Raw genomic sequence first — 19,830 nt, 5'->3', positions numbered from 1 at the left:
AAAGATGAAAAAAAATAGAATGTTAGCACTTGCTGTTGTTATGTTTACACAGTTTTTGCTAGCTCAAAAAATAGAAATAAAACCTTATTTGCAAGATGCAGAACCAACTTCAATCAAAATTATGTGGCAAACTAATTCTGGTGAAGAGGCAATTGTGTATTGGGGTACCAAAAAGAACAAATTAAAAAACAAAACAAAAGGTATTTCTTTTGATGTTAATTTTACGGAAAAAAGAGTACATGAAGTTGCTTTGTCTGGTTTAGAAAGATTTACAACCTATTACTATAAAGTACAAACAGGTAAAGCAATATCAGAAATTTATCAATTTAAAACACCTCCATTTGCAGGAACCACCAAAAAAATAAATTTGGTAGCTATGAGTGATATGCAAAACGATTGGCAACATCCAACAAAGTTTAAAGAAGTAGTAGAAAAAGGGGTTTTAACGTATTTTGATAAACATTATAAAGGCGATATCTCAGACAATTTAGCCATGGTAGTTATTCCTGGAGACTTAGTAGAAAGAGGAACTAGTTTCAATCAATGGGAAGAAGATTTTTTTAAGCAATCAGAAAAATTATTTTCTAAAGTACCTGTATATCCAGTTCCTGGAAATCATGAGCGAAATTCTGATTATTTCTTTAAATATTTTAGTCTTCCAAAAAATGGGAGTCCAGAATATGCCGAACATTGGTGGTTTAAAGATTATGCAAATACTAGAATTATTGGTTTAGATTCTAACGATGGTTATAGAGATATAAAACAACAATTAGTGTGGTTAAAAGAGTTGTTAGAAAAAACAGCTAAAAATGATGAGATAGATTTTGTTTTTGCACAATTACATCATCCACATAAATCAGAATTATGGATTCCGGGAGAAGAAGATTTTTCAGGAAAAGTAGTAAAGTTATTAGAGGAGTTTAGTGAGAAATCTAACAAGCCAAGTTTGCACTTTTTTGGGCACACACATGGGTATTCTAGAGGGCAATCTAAAGAACACAAACACCTTTGGGTAAATGTGGCATCCGCCGGAGGCGCTATTGATAATTGGGGAGAATTTGAAGGTAGAGATTACGACGAATTTACCGTAACACAAGACGAGTATGGTTTTGTATTGGCAACGATAGACCCGAATAAAGAAAACCCTTCTTTTACCTTAAAAAGAATTAGTAGAGGGAATAACATTCAATTTAGAAATAACGAACTCAGAGATAGTATTACGGTTTTTAAGAAAACGATTCAACCCAATACCCCTCTTTTAAATGATTTTGATACAGAAAAACAACCTATTTATAAAGTTGTTTTAAAAGCAAATTCTTTTAAAACAGATAAGGATAAAGCGTTTCATGCCGCTTCTAATTGGCAAGTTTCTACTACCAAAGATTTCTCTAAAATAGTGTACAATTCTTGGAAACAACATGAGAATTGGTATTACAGAGAAAACAGACAAAAAGACGATGATTTAACTGATGAAGTTGTAGATAGAAAACTAAATAATGATACTACTTATTATGTGCGTGTACGTTATAGAGACCAGTTTTTAAATTGGAGTAATTGGTCGGCAGTAAAAACATTTAAAACCATTAAGTAATGAAAAATATAAAATTGGTAGCTATATTATTTTTATTGATATTGGCCGCGTGTTCATCCGAAGAAAAAAAGAAAAAAGAAATAGAACAGGCGGCACCTAAAGTTTTTGTAATTACGTTAGATGGTTTGCGTTGGCAAGAACTGTTTTCTGGTGCAGATTCTTTATTAATTGCTAATAAAGAGTATGTGGATGATACCATTGCATTAAAAAAACAATTTTGGAAAGATAAAGTTACCGAAAGAAGAGAAGTATTATTTCCTTTTATTTGGAGCGAAATTGCCGTTATGGGGCAAATTCACGGAAATCGTAGGCAAGGAAGTAAAATGAATTTAACCAACGGAATGCATTTTTCGTACCCTGGCTATAATGAAATTTTAACAGGTAAAGCAGATGATAAAAGAATTGATAGCAACCGTAAGATTCCGAATCCGAATACAACCATTTTAGAAATTGCAGAGAAAACACCCGCTTTTAAAGGTAAAGTTGCTGCTTTTGGTAGTTGGGATGTTTTTCCTTTTATTATTAATGAAGAAAGAAGCGGTTTGTATGTAAATGCAGGTTTTAGAGAGGCGAAAGGATTGGATTTATCTGAGAAAGAAAATTTTTTAAACGAGTTGCAAGCTGAAACTCCGAGTCCTTGGGGAGGAGTTCGTTTAGACGTTTTTACACATCATTACGCCATGGAAACCATTAAAAAGAAACACCCTAAATTGGTATATATTTCTTACGGAGAAACCGATGATTTTGCCCACAATGGTAAATATGATGCGTATTTAAAATCGGCAAACAGAACAGATCAATTTATTAAAAAGCTTTGGTATTTTGCACAACAAGATCCTTTTTACAAAGGAAAAACTACGTTTATAATTACAACAGATCATGGTAGAGGTACCGAGCCTTTAGAAACGTGGAAACATCATGGTAGTTCAATAAAAAACACAGATCAGGTTTGGGTAATTGCATTTGGTAAAAATGTTGCAGCCAAAGGAGAAATTGTAGTTAAAGAACAATTATATACCAATCAAGTAGCGGCTTCTGTAGCCAAACTTTTAAAGGTAGAAATACCAACAGATTCTATTGGGAAGCCGTTTTATTTTATAAAATAAATAAACAATTTATGGTATTTTAAAAGACTGTTTAAAAATTTACTTTTTAGACAGTCTTTTTTATTTTCTAGGATGATAGGTTTCTACAATTTCTTTTAAATAACTTTTATCTAAATGCACATATACTTCTGTGGTGGTAATACTTTCGTGTCCCAACATTTGTTGTATAGCTCTTAAATCTGCTCCGTTTTTTAATAAATGCGTGGCAAAAGAATGACGCAACGTATGCGGACTAATCTTCTTTTTTAAGTCTATCTCTGTAGCCAGATTTTTTAGAATGATAAAAATCATCTGTCTGGTTAATCCTTTACCGCGTCTGTTTAAGAAAACAGTATCTTCAAAACCTTTTTGTGGGTTTATGTGTGCTCTAATAGCTTTAATGTAGCTTAAAATATATTTTTGAGCATTATAATGAATCGGCACAAAACGCTGTTTATTTCCTTTACCAATAACACGTATAAAACCTTCTTCAAAAAATAAATCAGAAATTTTTAGAGTGATAAGTTCGCTAACACGCAAACCACAACTGTACATGGTTTCTAAAATGGTTCGGTTTCTTTCTCCTTGCGGATGACTTAAATCGATGGCAGTAATTAATTGATTAATTTCGTCTTCAGACAAGGTATCTGGTAATTTTCTTCCAATTTTTGGTGCTTCAATTAAATCTGTGGGATTAACTTCTCTATAATCTTCAAAAATGAGATAATCGAAAAAACTTCGTAAACCCGAAATAATTCGTGCCTGACTTCTAGGGTTTACTTTTTTAGCAATCTCATAAATAAATTGCTGAATGGAATCTTCATTTATAGTAATAGGAGAGTGAGAGATTTCGTTTTCTTCTAAAAACAAAATCAATTTCTCTAAATCTCGTGTATAACTATCAATTGTATTTTGAGATAAGCCTCTTTCTATTTTTAAAAATAGTTGAAAATCTCTAATTGCATTTTTCCATTTCATGATGTAAATGTATAAAAACATAATTATCAAATTGGTGGAATCTAATAATTATGAGATACTTTTTATGCCCAAAAGTCAAACTATTTCATTTGAGTCAACTTTTAAATCTTTACCGTTCATGTAAAAAGTAGTATCGACTTAGTTTTGTAGAGAACTTAAAAATTTAAAAATTATGAAGAAATTAATGGTAGTTGCTTTTTTAGCAATCATGAGTGTAAGTAGTGTAAATGCACAAGAAGGTGTTTTAAATGGAGGTTTAAATATAGGGATACCTACAGGTGATGCCAATGATTTTTATGGATTAACTTTAGGAGCAGAGTTAAATTATATGTTTCCTGTTGCAGAAGGCTTTACTTTAGGTCCATCTGTACAATATTCTCACTTTTTTGGAAAAGATGTAGATGTATTTGGAGGTGAATCTATAGAGGTTTCTGATGCTTCTTTTTTACCAATATCTGGTGCAGCAAGGTTTAATGTTTCAGAGAAATTTATTTTGGGCGCAAACCTTGGTTATGCAATAGGTTTAAGTGATGATTTAGATGGTGGTTTTTATTACAGACCAGTTGTTGGTTATAAGATAGGAAATACTACACAGTTAAATCTTTCATATTCTGGAATTACAAATGACGGAATAGATGTTAATAATATTAGTTTGGGCGTAATGTTCGGAATCTAAAATAGAAATATTGATTATATTTACGAACGGAAGCTGAAAAGCTTCCGTTTTTTTGTTTAAAAAATGTATTTTTGATGTATGAAGCTACTTATACTAAACGGACCTAATTTAAATTTATTAGGAAAAAGAGAACCAGAAATTTATGGTTCACAAACTTTTGAAGATTATTTTAGAACTCTTCAATTACAATATAATGATGTAGAGTTGTCTTATTTTCAGTCGAATAGTGAAGGAGCTATCATCGATAAATTGCACGAAGTTGGTTTTAGTTTTGATGGCGTTGTTATTAATGCAGGTGCTTATACACATACTTCTGTAGCTATTGCAGATGCTATAAGTGGTATTACAACACCAGTTGTAGAGGTGCATATTTCTAATGTACATAATAGAGAAACTTTTAGACATAAATCTTATTTATCTCCGGTTTGTAAAGGGGTTATTTTAGGTTTTGGTTTAAAGAGTTATGAATTAGGAATTGAGAGTTTTTTGTAGGTGAAAAAAGAAATAGAAATATCGGTTGTAATCCCTTTATATAGGTGTTCTAAAACTATAGAAGAGTTATGTTTAAGGCTAAAAAAGGTTTTTTTTAAGTTAGATATTTCTTATGAAATTATTTTAATAAATGATGCTAGTCCAGAAAATGATTGGGAGGTAGCTTCAAAATTATCCGAAGGAAATAACGAAATAAAATCTATAAATTTAAGCAGAAACTTTGGGCAACATCCAGCAATTTTTTGTGGATTAGAATTTTCAAAAGGAAATTGGGTTGTGGTTATGGATGGTGATTTACAAGATGTGCCAGAAGAAATCGAAAAATTATACAACAAAGCCTTAGAGGGATTTCCTATTGTTTTAGGAGCAAGAGAAGAAAGAAAAGACACGTTTACAAAAAAGTTAGGTTCGTTAGTGTTTTATAAGATTTTAAACTTTTTTACAGGTTCTAATTTATCACATCAAGTAGGTAATTTTGGGGTGTATCGTAAAGATGTTATTCTTTCTGTTTTATCGCTAGGAGATGCTATAAAGTTTTTACCTACCATGATTAATTGGGTTGGGTATCAGAAAATAATTGTACCTGTAAAACATGCAAAAAGGCTAGCAGGTACATCTAGTTACAGTTTTGGTAAACTATTAAGTTTGGCGTTTGATAATATTGTGTCATTTTCTAATAAACCTTTAAAGATTTTTGTAAAATTTGGTTTTTTACTAGTATTTATATCTGTTTTAATGATTGTGTATAATTTATATTTACACTTGTCTAATCATATTGTAGTGCAGGGATATTCGAGTATTATTATTTCAATATGGTTTTTATCGGGTTGTTTAATTTCTATTATGGGGGTTATTGGTGTGTATCTAGGTAAAGTATTTGACAAAGTAAAAGCAAGACCTTTTTACATTATAGATCAAAAAAAGAATCTATGATAACGGAATATTTAGAATGGGATTCGAATTTTTTTGGAGTTGATGTTTATAAAAATAAATGCAAAAATCTTGTAAAAGCAAACGAAATACAGCTTAAAAAAGGATTGACTTATTTGTTTTGTAAAGAAGAGATAAAGTTACAAGAGAAATCTTTATACGATGTTAAGATCACTTTTGCTAAAAGCCTCACAAAAAATAAACTAGAAATAGACCCTCAAATAATTTCTTATCCTTTACATAACAAGGTTTCTAAAGAATTACTTAATTTAACTTACCAAAGTGGTCAGTATTCAAGATTTAAAATAGATCCTAAAATACCTAATGATAAATTTTTAGAATTTTATAAATTATGGATTTTAAACTCTGTAAATAGAAGTTTTAGTGATGAGGTATTTACCTATAAAATTGACGGAATTGAAGTAGGTATGATTACCTTAAAAAAGGATAAAGAAATCTGTAAAATTGGTTTGTTGGCTGTTGATGAAGGTCAAAGAGGTAAAAAAATAGGGAGTAAGTTAATGTTGGCAGCAGAAAAGTGGGCATTAGAAAATGAATGTAAAGAAATATTGGTTGAAACTCAAGAACAAAATAAAATTGCTGTCGCATTTTATAAGAGAATAAAATATAACATTGTGCAAAAAGAATATATCTATCATTTATGGAGGTAAATACTGTAATTCCATTTAACAAACCTTATTTAACAGGTAACGAAACAAAATATATAGAAGAGGCGGTTGCTTCTGGTAAAATTTCGGGTAATGGAATTTTTACGCAAAAATGTCAACATTTTTTTCAAGAACGTTACGGTATTCAAAAAGCTTTATTAACAACTTCTTGCACAGATGCTTTAGAAATGTGTGCCATCCTTTTAAATATAAAAGAAGGAGATGAGGTTATTATGCCTTCTTACACATTTGTGTCTACCGCAAATGCATTTGTATTAAGAGGCGCTAAAATAGTGTTTGCAGATTCTAGAACAGATCAACCAAATATTGATGAAAATACATTAGAAGATTTAATAACATCAAAAACAAAAGCAATTGTTGTAGTACATTATGCAGGCGTGGCTTGCGAAATGGACACAATTATGGCATTGGCTAAAAAATATGGAATTTATGTTGTAGAAGATGCAGCCCAGGCGATAGAATCTTTTTACAAAGGAAAAGCATTAGGAAGTATTGGGCATTTGTCGGCATTTTCTTTTCACGAAACAAAAAACGTAATTAGTGGAGAAGGAGGTTTGTTGGGTATTAATGATGAACAATTTATAGAAAGAGCAGAAATTATTTGGGAGAAAGGAACCAATCGTTCTGCTTTCTTTAGAGGAGAAATAGATAAATATGGATGGGTAGATGTAGGGTCTTCTTTTTTACCATCAGAAATTATAGCGGCTTTTTTATGGGCACAATTAGAAAACTTAGACGATATTCAGCAAAGAAGAAAAGAAATTTGGAATACATATTATCAATTTTTTAAAGAAGAAGAAAAAGTATCATTACCAATGGTGCCAGATTATGCAACAAATAATGCACACATGTTTTATGTGCTTTTAGCATCTTTAAAAAAAAGAAATGAGTTTATTTCTGGGTATAAAGAAAGAGCAATAAATCCTGTTTTTCATTATGTAAGCTTACATTCTAGTCCTTATTTTAAAGACAAGCACGATGGTAGAAAATTACCTAATTGCGATAAGTATGCAGATACTTTGGTAAGAATGCCGCTGTTTTATGAGTTAGATCAAAAATGTGTTTTAAACATTAATTCTGATAGTTTAAAATAGGATGTTCGTAAAAATTTTCACACCAAAAAATACAAAGAGAGTTTTATATTTATTTTTGTTAGTTGGCGTATTATTAACCATATTTTGGAATTTCCCTTTTAATCTTAAGGTTGGCGAAAATGATGGTTATATTAAAAATTTTGCTATTTTTAATAACACTAATTTATATACCGGTATCGCTTCAGGTACTTCTGTGGTTTATTTTTTAGCTTTAAAATTTTTAAACTTCTTTTTAAATAATATCAATAATAGCTTCTTTCTATTAAATCTGATAAGTCAAGTAGCTTTTATTTTTATTGGTGTTAAAGTACTAAATAAAGAAAAAAGTAAAGAAAGTAAAATAATTTATGCTTCCGTTTTATCGCTTTTTTTAGTAAAAGCATTTCAAATGAAAGCCTATTCTGGGAGTAGTAATGATTATTTGTTATCCGTATTTATTATTTGGATTCTTTATGAAATTGTAAAATCTAGAAAAAACGTTATTTCAGATATAAAAATAGGGGTTTTAATGGCTATTTCATTATCAATTAGAAAATCTTTTATATTGTTTTTTCCGTTGTTTTTTATATTGGTATTTGATCAATACAAGCTTAAAAATTACATAAAAACAGGTGTGTCTTTTTTGTTGATTTTACTAGTATTTCATTTTCCTGCAATTATAGAAAATCATACATTAAGTTTTTACTCTAAAGAACCCAATTCTACTACTTATAATTGGATTACAAGAAATTACTTAGGTTTAAAACGAATTTTTGAACAAGGTTTAGTGTTTTCAAGTGATAGTGTTTGGTCATATTCTTGGACGATGGTAGAGGAATATACCCAAACAGCAAAATTTATACCTCAATCAATAACAAGTGTTATAACTAACGATCCTGCTGTTTTTATAAAAGCATTCTTTTATAATGTAGGTAGAAATTTAGTATGGACCCTTCGGTTTTCTGGAGTAATAGCGATAGTTCCTTTTTTCTATAAAATAAAGTTATTTAATAAGTATTTGGTAGCTTATTTTACTTTTTTAATGATTATTTCTGCTGTAGGTTTTACGGTAACCGAGTTTAGATGGTTTTGGGGATATGATATTTTAATGTTTTTAGGAGGATATATGTATTTAAAAAACATAAAAGAAAAACAACCAAAATTTTTAATTATAAGCATTTCGCTGATAACGGTTTTGTTATTTAATGTAAGAACAATTATTAGTTTACTTTAAGTTGTGTAGATTAATTAGTAATTTTAAGAAGAATTTTATAACTCTCTAAAAAATTAAGTAATACTGTTTAAAAGCTTTAGAGCATCAATCATTTTTATTACATTTGCATTGATATTAATTTTTCTAATATCATTCCCCAGCTGCTATTTGATAGTTTTTTTATACGTTGTTTTTTTATCTAACAAAGAAAATAATTTTCTTAAGCAGATAAAAAAATAGAATTATGGTTGATATTAAATGTTAAAATCATAAATTGAATTATATTTGTTTTCTTAGAAAAATTAATAAATGAAGAAAGAAAAATGGCTTTTTGAAATAACGCCAAAAACAAGTCTTTTAGACTTAAATTTAAAAGAAGTTTGGCAATATAGAGATTTGTTAATTTTGTTTGTAAAAAGAGATATTATTACTTTATATAAGCAAACAATACTAGGTCCGCTTTGGTATTTAATTCAACCTTTATTTACATCGGTAATATTTACCTTAATATTTAACAATGTAGCCAGTATCTCAACAGGGGCTGTTCCGCCGTTTTTATTTAACCTTGCAGGTATTACTATTTGGAATTATTTTACAGCTTGTTTTTCTGGTACTTCAAATACTTTTAGTGCCAATGCAGGTATTTTTGGCAAAGTTTATTTTCCAAGATTAATTATGCCTTTGGTTGCTATCATTTCTAATTTAGTAAAATTCGGAATTCAGCTGTTAATCTTTATGGTATTTTTTATCTATTATTATAATCAAGGAGCAGATATTAGTATTAATAAATATTTAATATTGTTTCCTGTAATGGTTTTAATTATGGGAATGTTAGGTTTAGGATTAGGTATGATTATTTCTGCAATGGTAACCAAATATAGAGATTTAAATATTTTAATTGGGTTTGGTATGCGTTTGTTAATGTATGTTTCTGCAGTTATGTATCCCGTTTCCTTTTTTGTAGAAAAGTTACCTAAATATGCATGGGTAGTAAAATACAACCCATTATCTTTTGTTGTTGAATCTGTAAGGTATATGCTTTTAAATACGGGTGTTTTTGATGTTAAAATGTTTATTTATACCATAATTACAACCGTAGTTGTTTTGTTTTTTGGAATTGTGGTTTTTAACAAAGCAGAAAAAAGTTTTATAGACACTATTTAACAAGTTAATATTTTAAAATTGTCATATTTAAAATATGACACTGAGCCTGTAAAAGTGTTTAGTTTAAAAATAAGAATAAAAGTATGAGTAACCCTATTTTAAAAATAGAAAACCTAAGTAAACAATACCGCCTTGGTTTGGTAGGTACGGGTACAATAGCAGATGATCTAAAGCGTTGGTGGTATGTTGTACGAGGTAAAGAAGATCCGTTTTTAAAAATTGGAGATGTAAACGACCGTGCTACTAAAGGAACATCTAACTATGTTTGGGCAATAAGAGATATCAATTTTGAAGTACAACCAGGAGAAGTAGTTGGTATTATAGGTAAAAATGGAGCAGGGAAATCTACCTTGTTAAAAATACTCTCTAAAATAACAAACCCAACTACGGGTAGTATAAAATCTCGTGGACGAATTGCTTCTTTGTTAGAAGTTGGTACTGGCTTTCATGGAGAGATGACAGGGAGAGAAAATATCTTTTTAAACGGTGCTATTTTAGGAATGACTAAAAAAGAAATAGCAAGTAAATTAGATGAAATTGTAGCGTTCTCTGGATGTGAACGTTATATTGATACACCCGTAAAACGATACTCTAGTGGTATGACGGTTCGTTTGGCATTTGCTGTTGCCGCTTTTTTAGAACCAGATATTTTAATTATAGACGAGGTATTGGCTGTAGGTGATGCCGAATTCCAGAAGAAAGCCATTGGTAAAATGCAAGATATCTCTAAAGGAGATGGACGTACCGTTTTGTTTGTAAGCCACAATATGGCGGCAGTAAAGAGTTTGTGTACTAAAACAATAGTTTTAGAGCATGGTAAAGTAGCTTTTGAAGGTCCAACCGAAGCAGGTATTGATTTTTATTTACAGTCTAATTTGTATTCAGGGTATCAAGGAGTTTATAAAAATGAAAACGAAAAAGAAAAAAAATCGTGTTTTGAAGAGATAAGAATTATAGACAAAAAGAATAGAGATAGAACAGAATTTGGTTTTGAAGAAGAAGTCTGTCTTAAAATTAAAATTAAAGTAGCAAATGAAGCACTAAAGGGAAATGTTGGATTTAGAGTCGTTGATGTTAAAGAGCAAGTCATTTTTTCTTCCGAACTAAAAATTTTAGATTTTGTAAATAAAGCAGGAATATATGAATTCAACGTTTCGATACCAAGTAAGGTTTTAGTGCCTAATTCTTTTAAAATGTCTTTTGGCCTTCATATACCCAATGTAGAAATTATTGAATATTTAGAAGATTGTTTATCCTTTGAAATTGCAGAAACTGGTTCTGAATTTCATGTACATGAAGGAAATGATTATGGATGTGTATTTATTGATTGTAAATGGGAGAATTTAACAACAATAAATATATAAATTATTTGTAATTAAAAATATGAGATTAATTAGAAAGTTTTTATTAAAATTAATTGGAATTAAAAACATTACAAGTTTAATTGATATAGAGTTATTAAATTCAAAATTTAATAAAATTAAAATAAAGAAATGTTTAGAGCAGATAACTATTGGTGAAAAATCTATTTTTTATGAGAATGCTATTGTTAATAATTATCAAAATGATAAATTAAAAATTAAAGTAGGTAATAATACCCATACTAGAGGAGAACTTTTAATATTTAAATATGGAGGTAGAATATCAATTGGTGATAATTGTTATGTTGGTGATAATACAAAAATTTGGTCTGGAGAAAATATCATTATAGGTAATGATGTTTTAATATCTCATAATGTCAATATTATGGATACTAATTCTCATGAAATTAATTATTTAGAAAGATCCAAAAGATACAAGGATTTATTAATCAATGGACATTGGCAGGATAAAGGCTTTATTAAAACAAAACCAATTACTATTTCGAATAATGTTTGGATAAGTTTTGGTGTTGTTATTTTAAAAGGAGTTACAATTGGAGAAGGAGCAATAGTTGGAGCTGGAAGTGTAGTAACAAAAGATGTTCCTGATTGGACTATTGTAGCAGGAAATCCAGCAAAAATTATTAGAGAAATACCAGAGAATGAAAGGTAGTATGACTTGGGAGGAAACCATAAAATTTATTCGTACTCAACCAGAGTATAAATATTTAGTTAAAAAAGCTTATTTTGAAGAAAATTTAGCCTTAAATGTAGAGCGTTTTAGAAAAAGTGAAGAGTTTATAGAGACCTTACAGTTATTAAAAAAACATCACCCCAATGCAAAAGAGATATTAGATATTGGTAGTGGAAACGGAATTAGTGCTATTGCATTAGCATTAGAAGGATTTAATGTAGTTACTGTAGAGCCAGATGAGAGTGATACCATTGGAGCTGGAGCTATCAGAAAATTAAAAGCTCATTATAATATAACCAACCTTGTAATTCATGAAGTTTTTGCTGAAGAAATTGGTTTTGCCGATGAAAGTTTTGATATTGTATATGCTAGACAATGTATGCATCATGCTTATGATTTAGAGAAGTTTGTGGCCGAAGCAAGCCGTGTGGTAAAAAAAGATGGTTTTTTTATGACCATAAGAGATCATGTGATTTTTAATAAAAAGGATAAAGAATGGTTTTTAGAAAAACATCCTTTGCATAAATTTTATGGAGGAGAAAATGCTTTTAAACCAGAAGAGTATAAAAATGCTATGGAAAAAGCAGGATTAGAAGTCGTTAAAGAACTTAAATATTATGATTCTATTATTAACTATTTTCCAAGTTCTAAAGAAGATATTATAAACATGTTTAAAGTTAAACAATCGAAAGCTATACTAAGTTTAGATAAAAAAATTGGGTTTTTATCTAAATTTTCTTTTATCCAAAAAATGTATTTCAGGAGAATAGGTCTTTTCAAAGAAAATGTTTATGATGAAAGTAGAATACCTGGTAGAATGTATTCATATATTGCTGTAAAAAAATGAAAATATTAATAATAGGAGCTAACGGTTTTATAGGAAGTCATTGCGTAGATTTTTTTGAATCTAAAGGAGATGAGGTATGGAAAGCAGATGTTAGGGTTTCGTCAGAGACACATAATCAATACAAAATAGCACGTTTTAATTCAGATTTTTCTAAACCGTTTAAAGAACACAAGTTTGATGTTTGTATTAATGCATCAGGTTCTGCACATGTTGGTTTTTCATTTGAAAATCCATCTAAAGATTTTGAACTCAATGTAGTAAATGTACAGAAAATTTTAGTGGCAATAAGAGATTACAATATTGATTGTAAGTTTATTAATTTTTCTAGTGCAGCGGTATATGGTAATCCAAAATCTTTACCTATTAATGAAAATAGTATTTGTAAACCCTTGTCTCCGTATGGTTTTCATAAATTACAAAGCGAGTTGTTGCTAACAGAATACCATAATTTTTTTGGTTTAAAAACCTGTAGTTTACGTGTTTTTTCTGCTTATGGACCTAGATTAAAAAAACAGTTATTTTGGGATTTATATAAAAAATCTGTAGAGAATGAAGTTGTTTTACTTTTTGGAACAGGAACAGAAACAAGAGATTTTATCTATATTGATGATTTATTACAAATACTAAATTTAGTTATCCTAAACTCTTCTTTCAAAGGTTCTATTTATAATGTTGCAAATCAAATAGAAACTAAAATTAAAGAAGCAGCAGAAGTTTTTGTAACTTCTTTTTTGCCTGGTAAAAAGATTATTTTTAATAATGAAATTAAAGTTGGTGACCCTAATCATTGGCTTGCAGATATGCAACTCTTAAAAGAATACGGTTTTAAACCTAAATTTAATTTAAATTCAGGAATTACTAAATATACAACATGGCTCAAAGAATTAAAGTAGGAATTATTTATTCTTATAATGAAAATTGGATTGGAGGTACATATTATTATCAAAATTTAATTCAATCACTTAATTTGTTATCAGACAACAAGAAACCAGAACTGGTTATTTTAAGTAGTAATACAACTTCTTTTGATTCTATAAAAACATTAAATTATCCATTTGTAACCTATAAAAATTTAAGTGATAATCGGCTGTCATTTTTCGAAAGAGGCAGAAATAAAATTTTAAGGATTTTTTTTCCAAGAAGCGTAATTCCTACTAAAAAAATAAATTTTGGAATTGATGTTTTATTTCATGCTAGTGAAGTACAGATACCAAATACCATAAAAAAGCATTTGTATTGGGTGCCAGATTTTCAAGAAGTTCATTTACCTCACTTATTTTCGAAAGAGTATTTGGCTTTTAGAAAGAAGTCGCAACAAGAATTGTTATCTAGTGATAAACATGTTTTATTTAGTAGTAAAGATGCTTGTACAGATTTTGAAAAATTATATCCATTTGCAAAAACAAAAAAACATGTGGTTAATTTCTCTGTTTTTCATCCTGATTTTTCAGGTGTTAATTTAGAACAACTTAAAGAAAAATTTAAACTAGAAGATATTCCATACTTTTTTTCTCCAAATCAATTTTGGAAACATAAAAATCATATAGTTGTTTTAAATGCTCTTAAAAAGATAAAAGAAGATTACAATTTTAATTTTCAAATTCTTTTTTCAGGTAAAGAATTAGATCCTAGAAACCCAAATTATTTTAATGAATTAAAAGATTTTGTTGAAAAAAATAAGTTACAAAAACAGGTGAAATTTTTAGGTTTTATTGATAGAAAAGAACAACTGTGTTTAATGAAGAATACTTTAGCAGTAATACAACCTTCTTTATTTGAAGGTTGGAGTAGTGTAGTTGAAGACGCCAAAGCGATGAATCAAAACCTTATTGTATCTTCATTAAAGGTGCATAAAGAACAACTAGGGGATAAAGGGTATTATTTTAGTCCAAAAAGTGAAGACGAATTAATTGTTAAAATGAAACTTTTTTTAGAAAATAAAATAGACAAACCAGAATTTAATTATAAAGAAAAATTGAATTTGTTTGGTGAAAATTTTTTAGAAGTTATAACAAAAATTTAATTAAAATGAATTACCCAAAAATATCAATAGTAACACCATCCTATAATCAAGGTCAATATTTAGAAGAAACTATTTTATCTGTTTTAGGACAAGGATATCTAAATTTAGAATACTTAATATATGATGCCGCTAGTACAGATAATTCTGTTGATATTATTAAAAAGTACCAAAAAGATATTTCTTTCTGGGTATCGGAAAAAGATAATGGACAGGCTGATGCAATTAATAAAGGTTTTACAAAGGCTACAGGAGAAATATTAATGTGGTTAAATAGTGACGATATATTAATGCCAAATGTTTTACATTATATTGCAGCACAGTATATAGAAAAAGGCGATGGGATTTATTTTGGAAATTGTATTCATTTTAAAGAAAGTTTAAACGGTAATTTATTAGCAAGAGGTAGTAATGTTAAGGCTTCATTTAATTCGATTCCTTTAGAGTTAGCAGATACTATAATTCAACCATCTTCCTTTTGGAGTAAAAAAGTATGGTTAAAAAATGGAAATTTAGCAGATAATTTTCATTTTGGATTTGATTGGGAATGGTTTTTAAGGGCTAAAGTAAAAAACATCCCTTTTTATCCCATTGATAAAGTGATTTCAATATATCGTATTCATGATGCTCACAAAAGTGGTGTAGGAGGAAAAAAAAGACAAGAAGAATTATTAGAAGTCTATAAGCTTTATAGTATAAAATATGCAACATTATATGAATTGGTAAGAAATCAAAATTTTAATATTTCATTTATAGAAAAAATAGTTTTACGTATTTGTAATTTACTTTATAGAAAAGGGGTTTCTAAAGTTAAGTTTATTAAAATGTTGAACTACAAAAAATATAAATTGTATTCTACTCACGAAATTAAGACAATTAAAGGGATGTTATAATTTGATAAAAAACACAATGACTAAAATATCAATAATAACAATAAATTACAATAACCTTAACGGACTAAAAAGTACTGTAGAAAGTGTTATAAATCAAACACACCAAGAGTTAGAATACATTATAATTGATGGGGGGTCTACAGATGGTAGTACTGCTTATATTAAAAGTCAAAATGCAGCTATAGATTATTGGGTAAGTGAATCGGATAAAGGGGTTTATAATGCCATGAACAAAGGAATTGAAAAGGCTACAGGAGATTATTTGTTATTTTTAAATAGTGGAGATTATTTGTATAATACAAAAGTTTTAGAATGTGTAATTTGTAAATTAACTAATACAGATGTTTTGTATGGTAACTTAGCCAAAGTTTTTACTGATGGTACTGTTAAAGTAGACAAAGGGCCAAATGGAATACCAATTACACTAAACACTTTTATACAAGGAACGTTAAACCATGGTTCTTCATTTATAAAAAGAGATTTGTTTTATAAATATAGATTTTATGATGAAACTCTAAAGATTGTTTCAGATTGGAAATTCTTTTTATTAGTTTTAGGGTTAAATACCTCTCGTGTAAAATATATTGATATTACAATTTCATATTTTGATATGACAGGAATAAGTAATAGTAATTTAAATTTAAGAAAAGTAGAACGCGAAAAAGTAATAAAAGAATTAATACCTACACCAATTTACAAAGACTATCAGAGGTTAAATCATTTAGAATCGTTAATGAAACGAAAGAGTTTTTTGATTTTTACACGCTTAGAGGATACTTTTCTTTTAAAAAAGTTAAACAGACAATGGCTAAAAACACTGATGTTTCTATTAAAAGCAAAAGATGTCTTTAAAAAAAGAAATTAGCATGAACAATCCTTTAGTAAGTATTATAATTCCTGCTTATAATTCTTTTGTTTTTTTGCCAGAAACGGTAGCAAGTGCACTTAACCAGAGTTATACGAATATTGAAGTTATTGTAATTGATGATGGCTCTACGGATAATACGCAAACTTTATTTGATAATTTTAAGAGAAAAGGAGTTCAATGTTATAAAATAAAAAATAAAGGAGCCTCTAATGCTCGTAATATTGGGCTTTCTAAAGCAAAAGGAGTTTACATTCAGTTTTTAGATGCTGACGATATTTTACATAAAAACAAAATTGAATTTCAGATTAAAAAGATGTTGCTAGAAAAAGCAGAATTATCTTATAGTACTTGGGCACAATTTTCAACAAACACCACAAAGCACGGTGTTTTTAGGTTCAAAGATTATAATTATTCTAAAACAAGGACAGGCAAAGAATTAATGGCCAGTTTTGGAATGGACAACTGGTTTATGCCTGTTTTTTGTTGGTTAGTACATAGAAGTCTTATAGAAAAGGCAGGAGCATGGAATGTAAATATTACAAATAATGATGATGGAGAGTATTTTTCTAGAATTTTGTATCATTCTAAAAAAGTAATTTGTATTGATGAAATTTTAGGTTATTACAGAGTATTACCTACAGATAGTTTAAGTAGTTTAAACTCATTAAATAAATTTGAGTCTGCTTTTAAAAGTTATCAATTAATAACAGAGTTATTAAAAAAGGATAAAAATACAGATTTATTAAGTTACTCTAAACGAATGTATTATTATTTGTACATGTGGGCAGAAAAGGAATACCCATCACTATCAAAAAAAGCAGCAAAAGAGTTTGATAAATTAAAAGCAAATAGTTTTTTAAGTAAAAAGAAAAAATATTGGATTTGTATTGAATGGTTTGGGTTGTTTTACGGAACAATTATTTATAAGAATTCTGTAAAAATATTAGTAAAAATAAGAAAGGTTTGTCGTTTTTAATAACGTTTATTGCCAGTAAATTACGATTTTAGTAGTCTATGATTCAAAAAAATGTAAAACTTTTTAACTAATGCAAAAAACAAGAATACTTTTTATAGTAGACAGTTTTCCTACATTATCAGAAACTTTTATTGTTAATCAAATTACTGGATTAATTGATGAGGGATATGATATCCGTATTTTTTCTATTGCAGAAAACAAAAAAGTAAAAATACATCAAGTAATTAAAGAATACCGTTTATTAGAAAAAACATATTATAATACAATACGTATTCCTGTAAAAAAATATAAGCGAATATTGTATGCGTTAACGTTACTTATTTCTAAGTTTTATAAAATACAATGGAGGATATTATTTAATACGTTAAATATTAAAAAACATAAAAAAGAAGCTTATAATTTAAACCTATTTTATAAAAGTATTTATTTTGTTTTTAATAAAATGCCTCATATTATTCATGTTCATTTTGGACATAACGGAATTAAATTTTCGGAATTAAAAGACCTAAATATTATTCCATCATCAGTTAAAATAGTAGTAACATTTCATGGCTATGATTTGTTTCCAAATAAAGAAACATTTTATCGAAATAAATATAAATTACTCTTTAAAAAAGCAACTGTTTTTACAGTAAATACGGTTTATCTAAAAAACCTTTTAAAGGCTGTAAACCCTCGGTTAAAAAATATAGAATTATTACCAATGGGACCTAATTTAAAGTTGTTTAAGGTAAAAAAAGCGAACAAAAGAAATACCGAAGAGCCTATTAATATTTCTTATTGTGGCAGGCTTATTAACTTAAAAGGGAGTTGTTTAATGATTGATATTGCTAAGGTTTTAAAAGAAAAAGAGATTTCTTTTAAAATGAATATTATTGGCGAAGGAGAATTAATGGACGAGCTACAACAAAAAACAAAAGATTTTAACCTTGAGAATTTTATTAAATTTTATGGAGGGCTGTCTCAAGAAAAAATAAAAAATATATTTAAAGAAAGTCATCTTTTTATATCACCAGGTATCGAAGATGAAGTTACTAAAAGAGCAGAAACACAAGGTTTGGTAATACAAGAAGCGCAAGCTATGGCATTGCCTGTTTTAGTGTCTGATGCTGGTGGTATGCAATATGGTATGATAGATGGTAAAACAGGGTATGTACTACCGCAAAAAGATATAAATGCTTTTGTAAATAAAATAATTTATTTGAAAGAGAATGAAGAAGTGAGGCAAATAATGGGAAATTACGGAATGAGGTATGTTAATAATCATTTTACAACAACTAAATTAACAAAAGATTTAATAGATAAAGTATATTACTATGAATAACCCATTGGTTTCTATAATTATACCAACGTATAACCGAGCTCATTTAATTACTGAAACGTTAGATTCTATTGTAGCTCAAACGTATACCAATTGGGAGTGTATTGTGGTAGATGATGGCTCTACAGATAACACATTGGCTGTTTTAGATGAGTATTTGCAAAAAGACAATCGTTTTCAATATTATAAAAGACCTAATGATAGCATTAAAGGAGCAAATGCCTGTAGAAATTACGGATTTAAAGTATCAAAAGGAGAATATATAAATTGGTTTGATAGTGATGATTTGATGCACCGAGAACACTTAGAAAAAAAAGTAACCTGTTTTATTAAAAATAAAAAGAATGATTTTGTAATTTGTAAAAGTCAAAATTTTGATGATAAAATAGACGAAAAAGGATGGAAGTCTAATATGTTAATGACGGGAGATTTATTTGAAAATTATATTTCAGGAAAAACAACCATACTTATGGTTAGCCCTATGTGGCGAAAATCTCTTCTATTAAAATATAACCTATTTGATGAAACCATTAAACAAAACCAAGACCTAGAGTTGTATTCTAGAATAATAGATAAAGAGCAATCAATTGATTTTATAGATGAGGTTTTAATTTATGTAAGAGAAAATAATGAATCAATTACAGTAAAAAATAATAAAAGACAGTATCATATAGCTTCCTTTTTAGAAGTAAAAAGAAGAATTTTAATACTTGATTCTTCATTAAAAAATAAAGAAATTTCAAAAATTATTCTAATACAAATTTTAAAAGTATTTAGATATTTAATTAAACAAAGAGAGTATCATAAAGCTACAGAAATTATAAAATTTATAAACGTAGAGTACAAAGAAACCATTTATCATAAAAATTTATACAAAATAAAAACGTATTATTATTTAATGAAGTGTTTAAAAAAAGGAGAATTTAAATTTAAAAAATTACTTCAAATAACGTAGTTAA

The 19,830-nt window shown here is 28.3% G+C and carries 20 protein-coding genes; 19 read left to right on the top strand and 1 reads right to left on the bottom strand.

What is annotated here, in order from left to right:
- The first annotated feature begins 4 nt into the window (after nt 1–4).
- Nucleotides 5–1,591 (top strand): purple acid phosphatase family protein, encoded by a 1,587-nt coding sequence (locus WG951_RS04495; protein ID WP_105049005.1) that lies wholly within the window; start codon nt 5–7, stop codon nt 1,589–1,591.
- Nucleotides 1,591–2,697 (top strand): alkaline phosphatase family protein, encoded by a 1,107-nt coding sequence (locus WG951_RS04490; RefSeq protein WP_105049004.1) that lies wholly within the window; start codon nt 1,591–1,593, stop codon nt 2,695–2,697. The genes WG951_RS04495 and WG951_RS04490 overlap by 1 nt, the downstream gene beginning before the upstream one ends.
- Nucleotides 2,698–2,757: 60 nt before the next feature.
- Here the strand turns inward: WG951_RS04490 and xerD are convergent, their stop codons facing one another.
- Nucleotides 2,758–3,654: a site-specific tyrosine recombinase XerD gene (gene xerD / locus WG951_RS04485; RefSeq protein WP_105049003.1), complete on the bottom strand. Its 897-nt coding sequence runs from the start codon at nt 3,652–3,654 to the stop codon at nt 2,758–2,760.
- A gap of 172 nt (nt 3,655–3,826) precedes the next feature.
- Between xerD and WG951_RS04480 the strand changes: the two genes are divergently transcribed.
- The 17 genes from WG951_RS04480 to WG951_RS04400 all read left to right on the top strand — a co-directional run bounded on the left by WG951_RS04480 (nt 3,827) and on the right by WG951_RS04400 (nt 19,826).
- Nucleotides 3,827–4,330, top strand: a complete 504-nt coding sequence (locus tag WG951_RS04480; RefSeq protein ID WP_105049002.1) for a hypothetical protein — start codon at nt 3,827–3,829, stop codon at nt 4,328–4,330.
- 78 nt (nt 4,331–4,408) lie between these two features.
- Nucleotides 4,409–4,822, top strand: coding sequence for a type II 3-dehydroquinate dehydratase (aroQ, locus tag WG951_RS04475; protein WP_105049001.1), 414 nt, complete (start codon nt 4,409–4,411; stop codon nt 4,820–4,822).
- Complete coding sequence (locus tag WG951_RS04470) at nt 4,823–5,755, top strand: glycosyltransferase family 2 protein (RefSeq protein ID WP_105049000.1); 933 nt, start codon at nt 4,823–4,825, stop codon at nt 5,753–5,755.
- Nucleotides 5,752–6,423, top strand: a complete 672-nt coding sequence (locus WG951_RS04465; protein WP_105048999.1) for a GNAT family N-acetyltransferase — start codon at nt 5,752–5,754, stop codon at nt 6,421–6,423. The genes WG951_RS04470 and WG951_RS04465 overlap by 4 nt, the downstream gene beginning before the upstream one ends.
- Entirely contained in the window at nt 6,414–7,535 is a 1,122-nt protein-coding gene (gene rffA, locus WG951_RS04460; RefSeq protein ID WP_105048998.1) for a dTDP-4-amino-4,6-dideoxygalactose transaminase, read from the top strand. The genes WG951_RS04465 and rffA overlap by 10 nt, the downstream gene beginning before the upstream one ends.
- 1 nt (nt 7,536) lies before the next feature.
- Nucleotides 7,537–8,748: a hypothetical protein gene (locus WG951_RS04455; RefSeq protein WP_105048997.1), complete on the top strand. Its 1,212-nt coding sequence runs from the start codon at nt 7,537–7,539 to the stop codon at nt 8,746–8,748.
- Between the two features lie 288 nt (nt 8,749–9,036).
- Nucleotides 9,037–9,891: an ABC transporter permease gene (locus WG951_RS04450; RefSeq protein WP_105048996.1), complete on the top strand. Its 855-nt coding sequence runs from the start codon at nt 9,037–9,039 to the stop codon at nt 9,889–9,891.
- Between the two features lie 83 nt (nt 9,892–9,974).
- Nucleotides 9,975–11,255: an ABC transporter ATP-binding protein gene (locus WG951_RS04445; RefSeq protein WP_105048995.1), complete on the top strand. Its 1,281-nt coding sequence runs from the start codon at nt 9,975–9,977 to the stop codon at nt 11,253–11,255.
- 19 nt (nt 11,256–11,274) lie between these two features.
- Nucleotides 11,275–11,925: an acyltransferase gene (locus WG951_RS04440; RefSeq protein ID WP_105048994.1), complete on the top strand. Its 651-nt coding sequence runs from the start codon at nt 11,275–11,277 to the stop codon at nt 11,923–11,925.
- A complete protein-coding gene (locus tag WG951_RS04435; protein WP_105048993.1) occupies nt 11,915–12,793 on the top strand; it encodes a class I SAM-dependent methyltransferase in 879 nt (292 codons plus the stop codon). The genes WG951_RS04440 and WG951_RS04435 overlap by 11 nt, the downstream gene beginning before the upstream one ends.
- Nucleotides 12,790–13,686 carry an NAD-dependent epimerase/dehydratase family protein gene (locus tag WG951_RS04430; protein ID WP_105048992.1) on the top strand — a complete coding sequence of 299 codons (897 nt, stop codon included), beginning with the start codon at nt 12,790–12,792 and terminating at the stop codon, nt 13,684–13,686. Before WG951_RS04435 ends, WG951_RS04430 begins: the two co-directional genes overlap by 4 nt.
- On the top strand, nt 13,665–14,816 hold the full coding sequence (locus tag WG951_RS04425) for a glycosyltransferase (protein WP_105048991.1): 1,152 nt from the start codon (nt 13,665–13,667) through the stop codon (nt 14,814–14,816). The genes WG951_RS04430 and WG951_RS04425 overlap by 22 nt, the downstream gene beginning before the upstream one ends.
- Nucleotides 14,817–14,821: 5 nt before the next feature.
- Nucleotides 14,822–15,706 (top strand): glycosyltransferase family 2 protein, encoded by an 885-nt coding sequence (locus tag WG951_RS04420; RefSeq protein WP_105048990.1) that lies wholly within the window; start codon nt 14,822–14,824, stop codon nt 15,704–15,706.
- A 16-nt stretch (nt 15,707–15,722) separates the two neighbouring features.
- On the top strand, nt 15,723–16,571 hold the full coding sequence (locus WG951_RS04415; RefSeq protein WP_105048989.1) for a glycosyltransferase family 2 protein: 849 nt from the start codon (nt 15,723–15,725) through the stop codon (nt 16,569–16,571).
- A complete protein-coding gene (locus WG951_RS04410) occupies nt 16,549–17,550 on the top strand; it encodes a glycosyltransferase family 2 protein (protein ID WP_105048988.1) in 1,002 nt (333 codons plus the stop codon). Before WG951_RS04415 ends, WG951_RS04410 begins: the two co-directional genes overlap by 23 nt.
- A gap of 70 nt (nt 17,551–17,620) precedes the next feature.
- Entirely contained in the window at nt 17,621–18,874 is a 1,254-nt protein-coding gene (locus tag WG951_RS04405; protein ID WP_105048987.1) for a glycosyltransferase, read from the top strand.
- Nucleotides 18,867–19,826: a glycosyltransferase family 2 protein gene (locus tag WG951_RS04400; RefSeq protein WP_340915608.1), complete on the top strand. Its 960-nt coding sequence runs from the start codon at nt 18,867–18,869 to the stop codon at nt 19,824–19,826. The genes WG951_RS04405 and WG951_RS04400 overlap by 8 nt, the downstream gene beginning before the upstream one ends.
- Nucleotides 19,827–19,830: the final 4 nt, after the last annotated feature.

Origin of the sequence: Polaribacter butkevichii, from assembly GCF_038024105.1 — a bacterium.
GTDB lineage: Bacteria > Bacteroidota > Bacteroidia > Flavobacteriales > Flavobacteriaceae > Polaribacter > Polaribacter butkevichii.
Note: the sequence above shows the minus strand (reverse complement) of the source record. Positions and strands in the feature narration are given on the sequence as shown.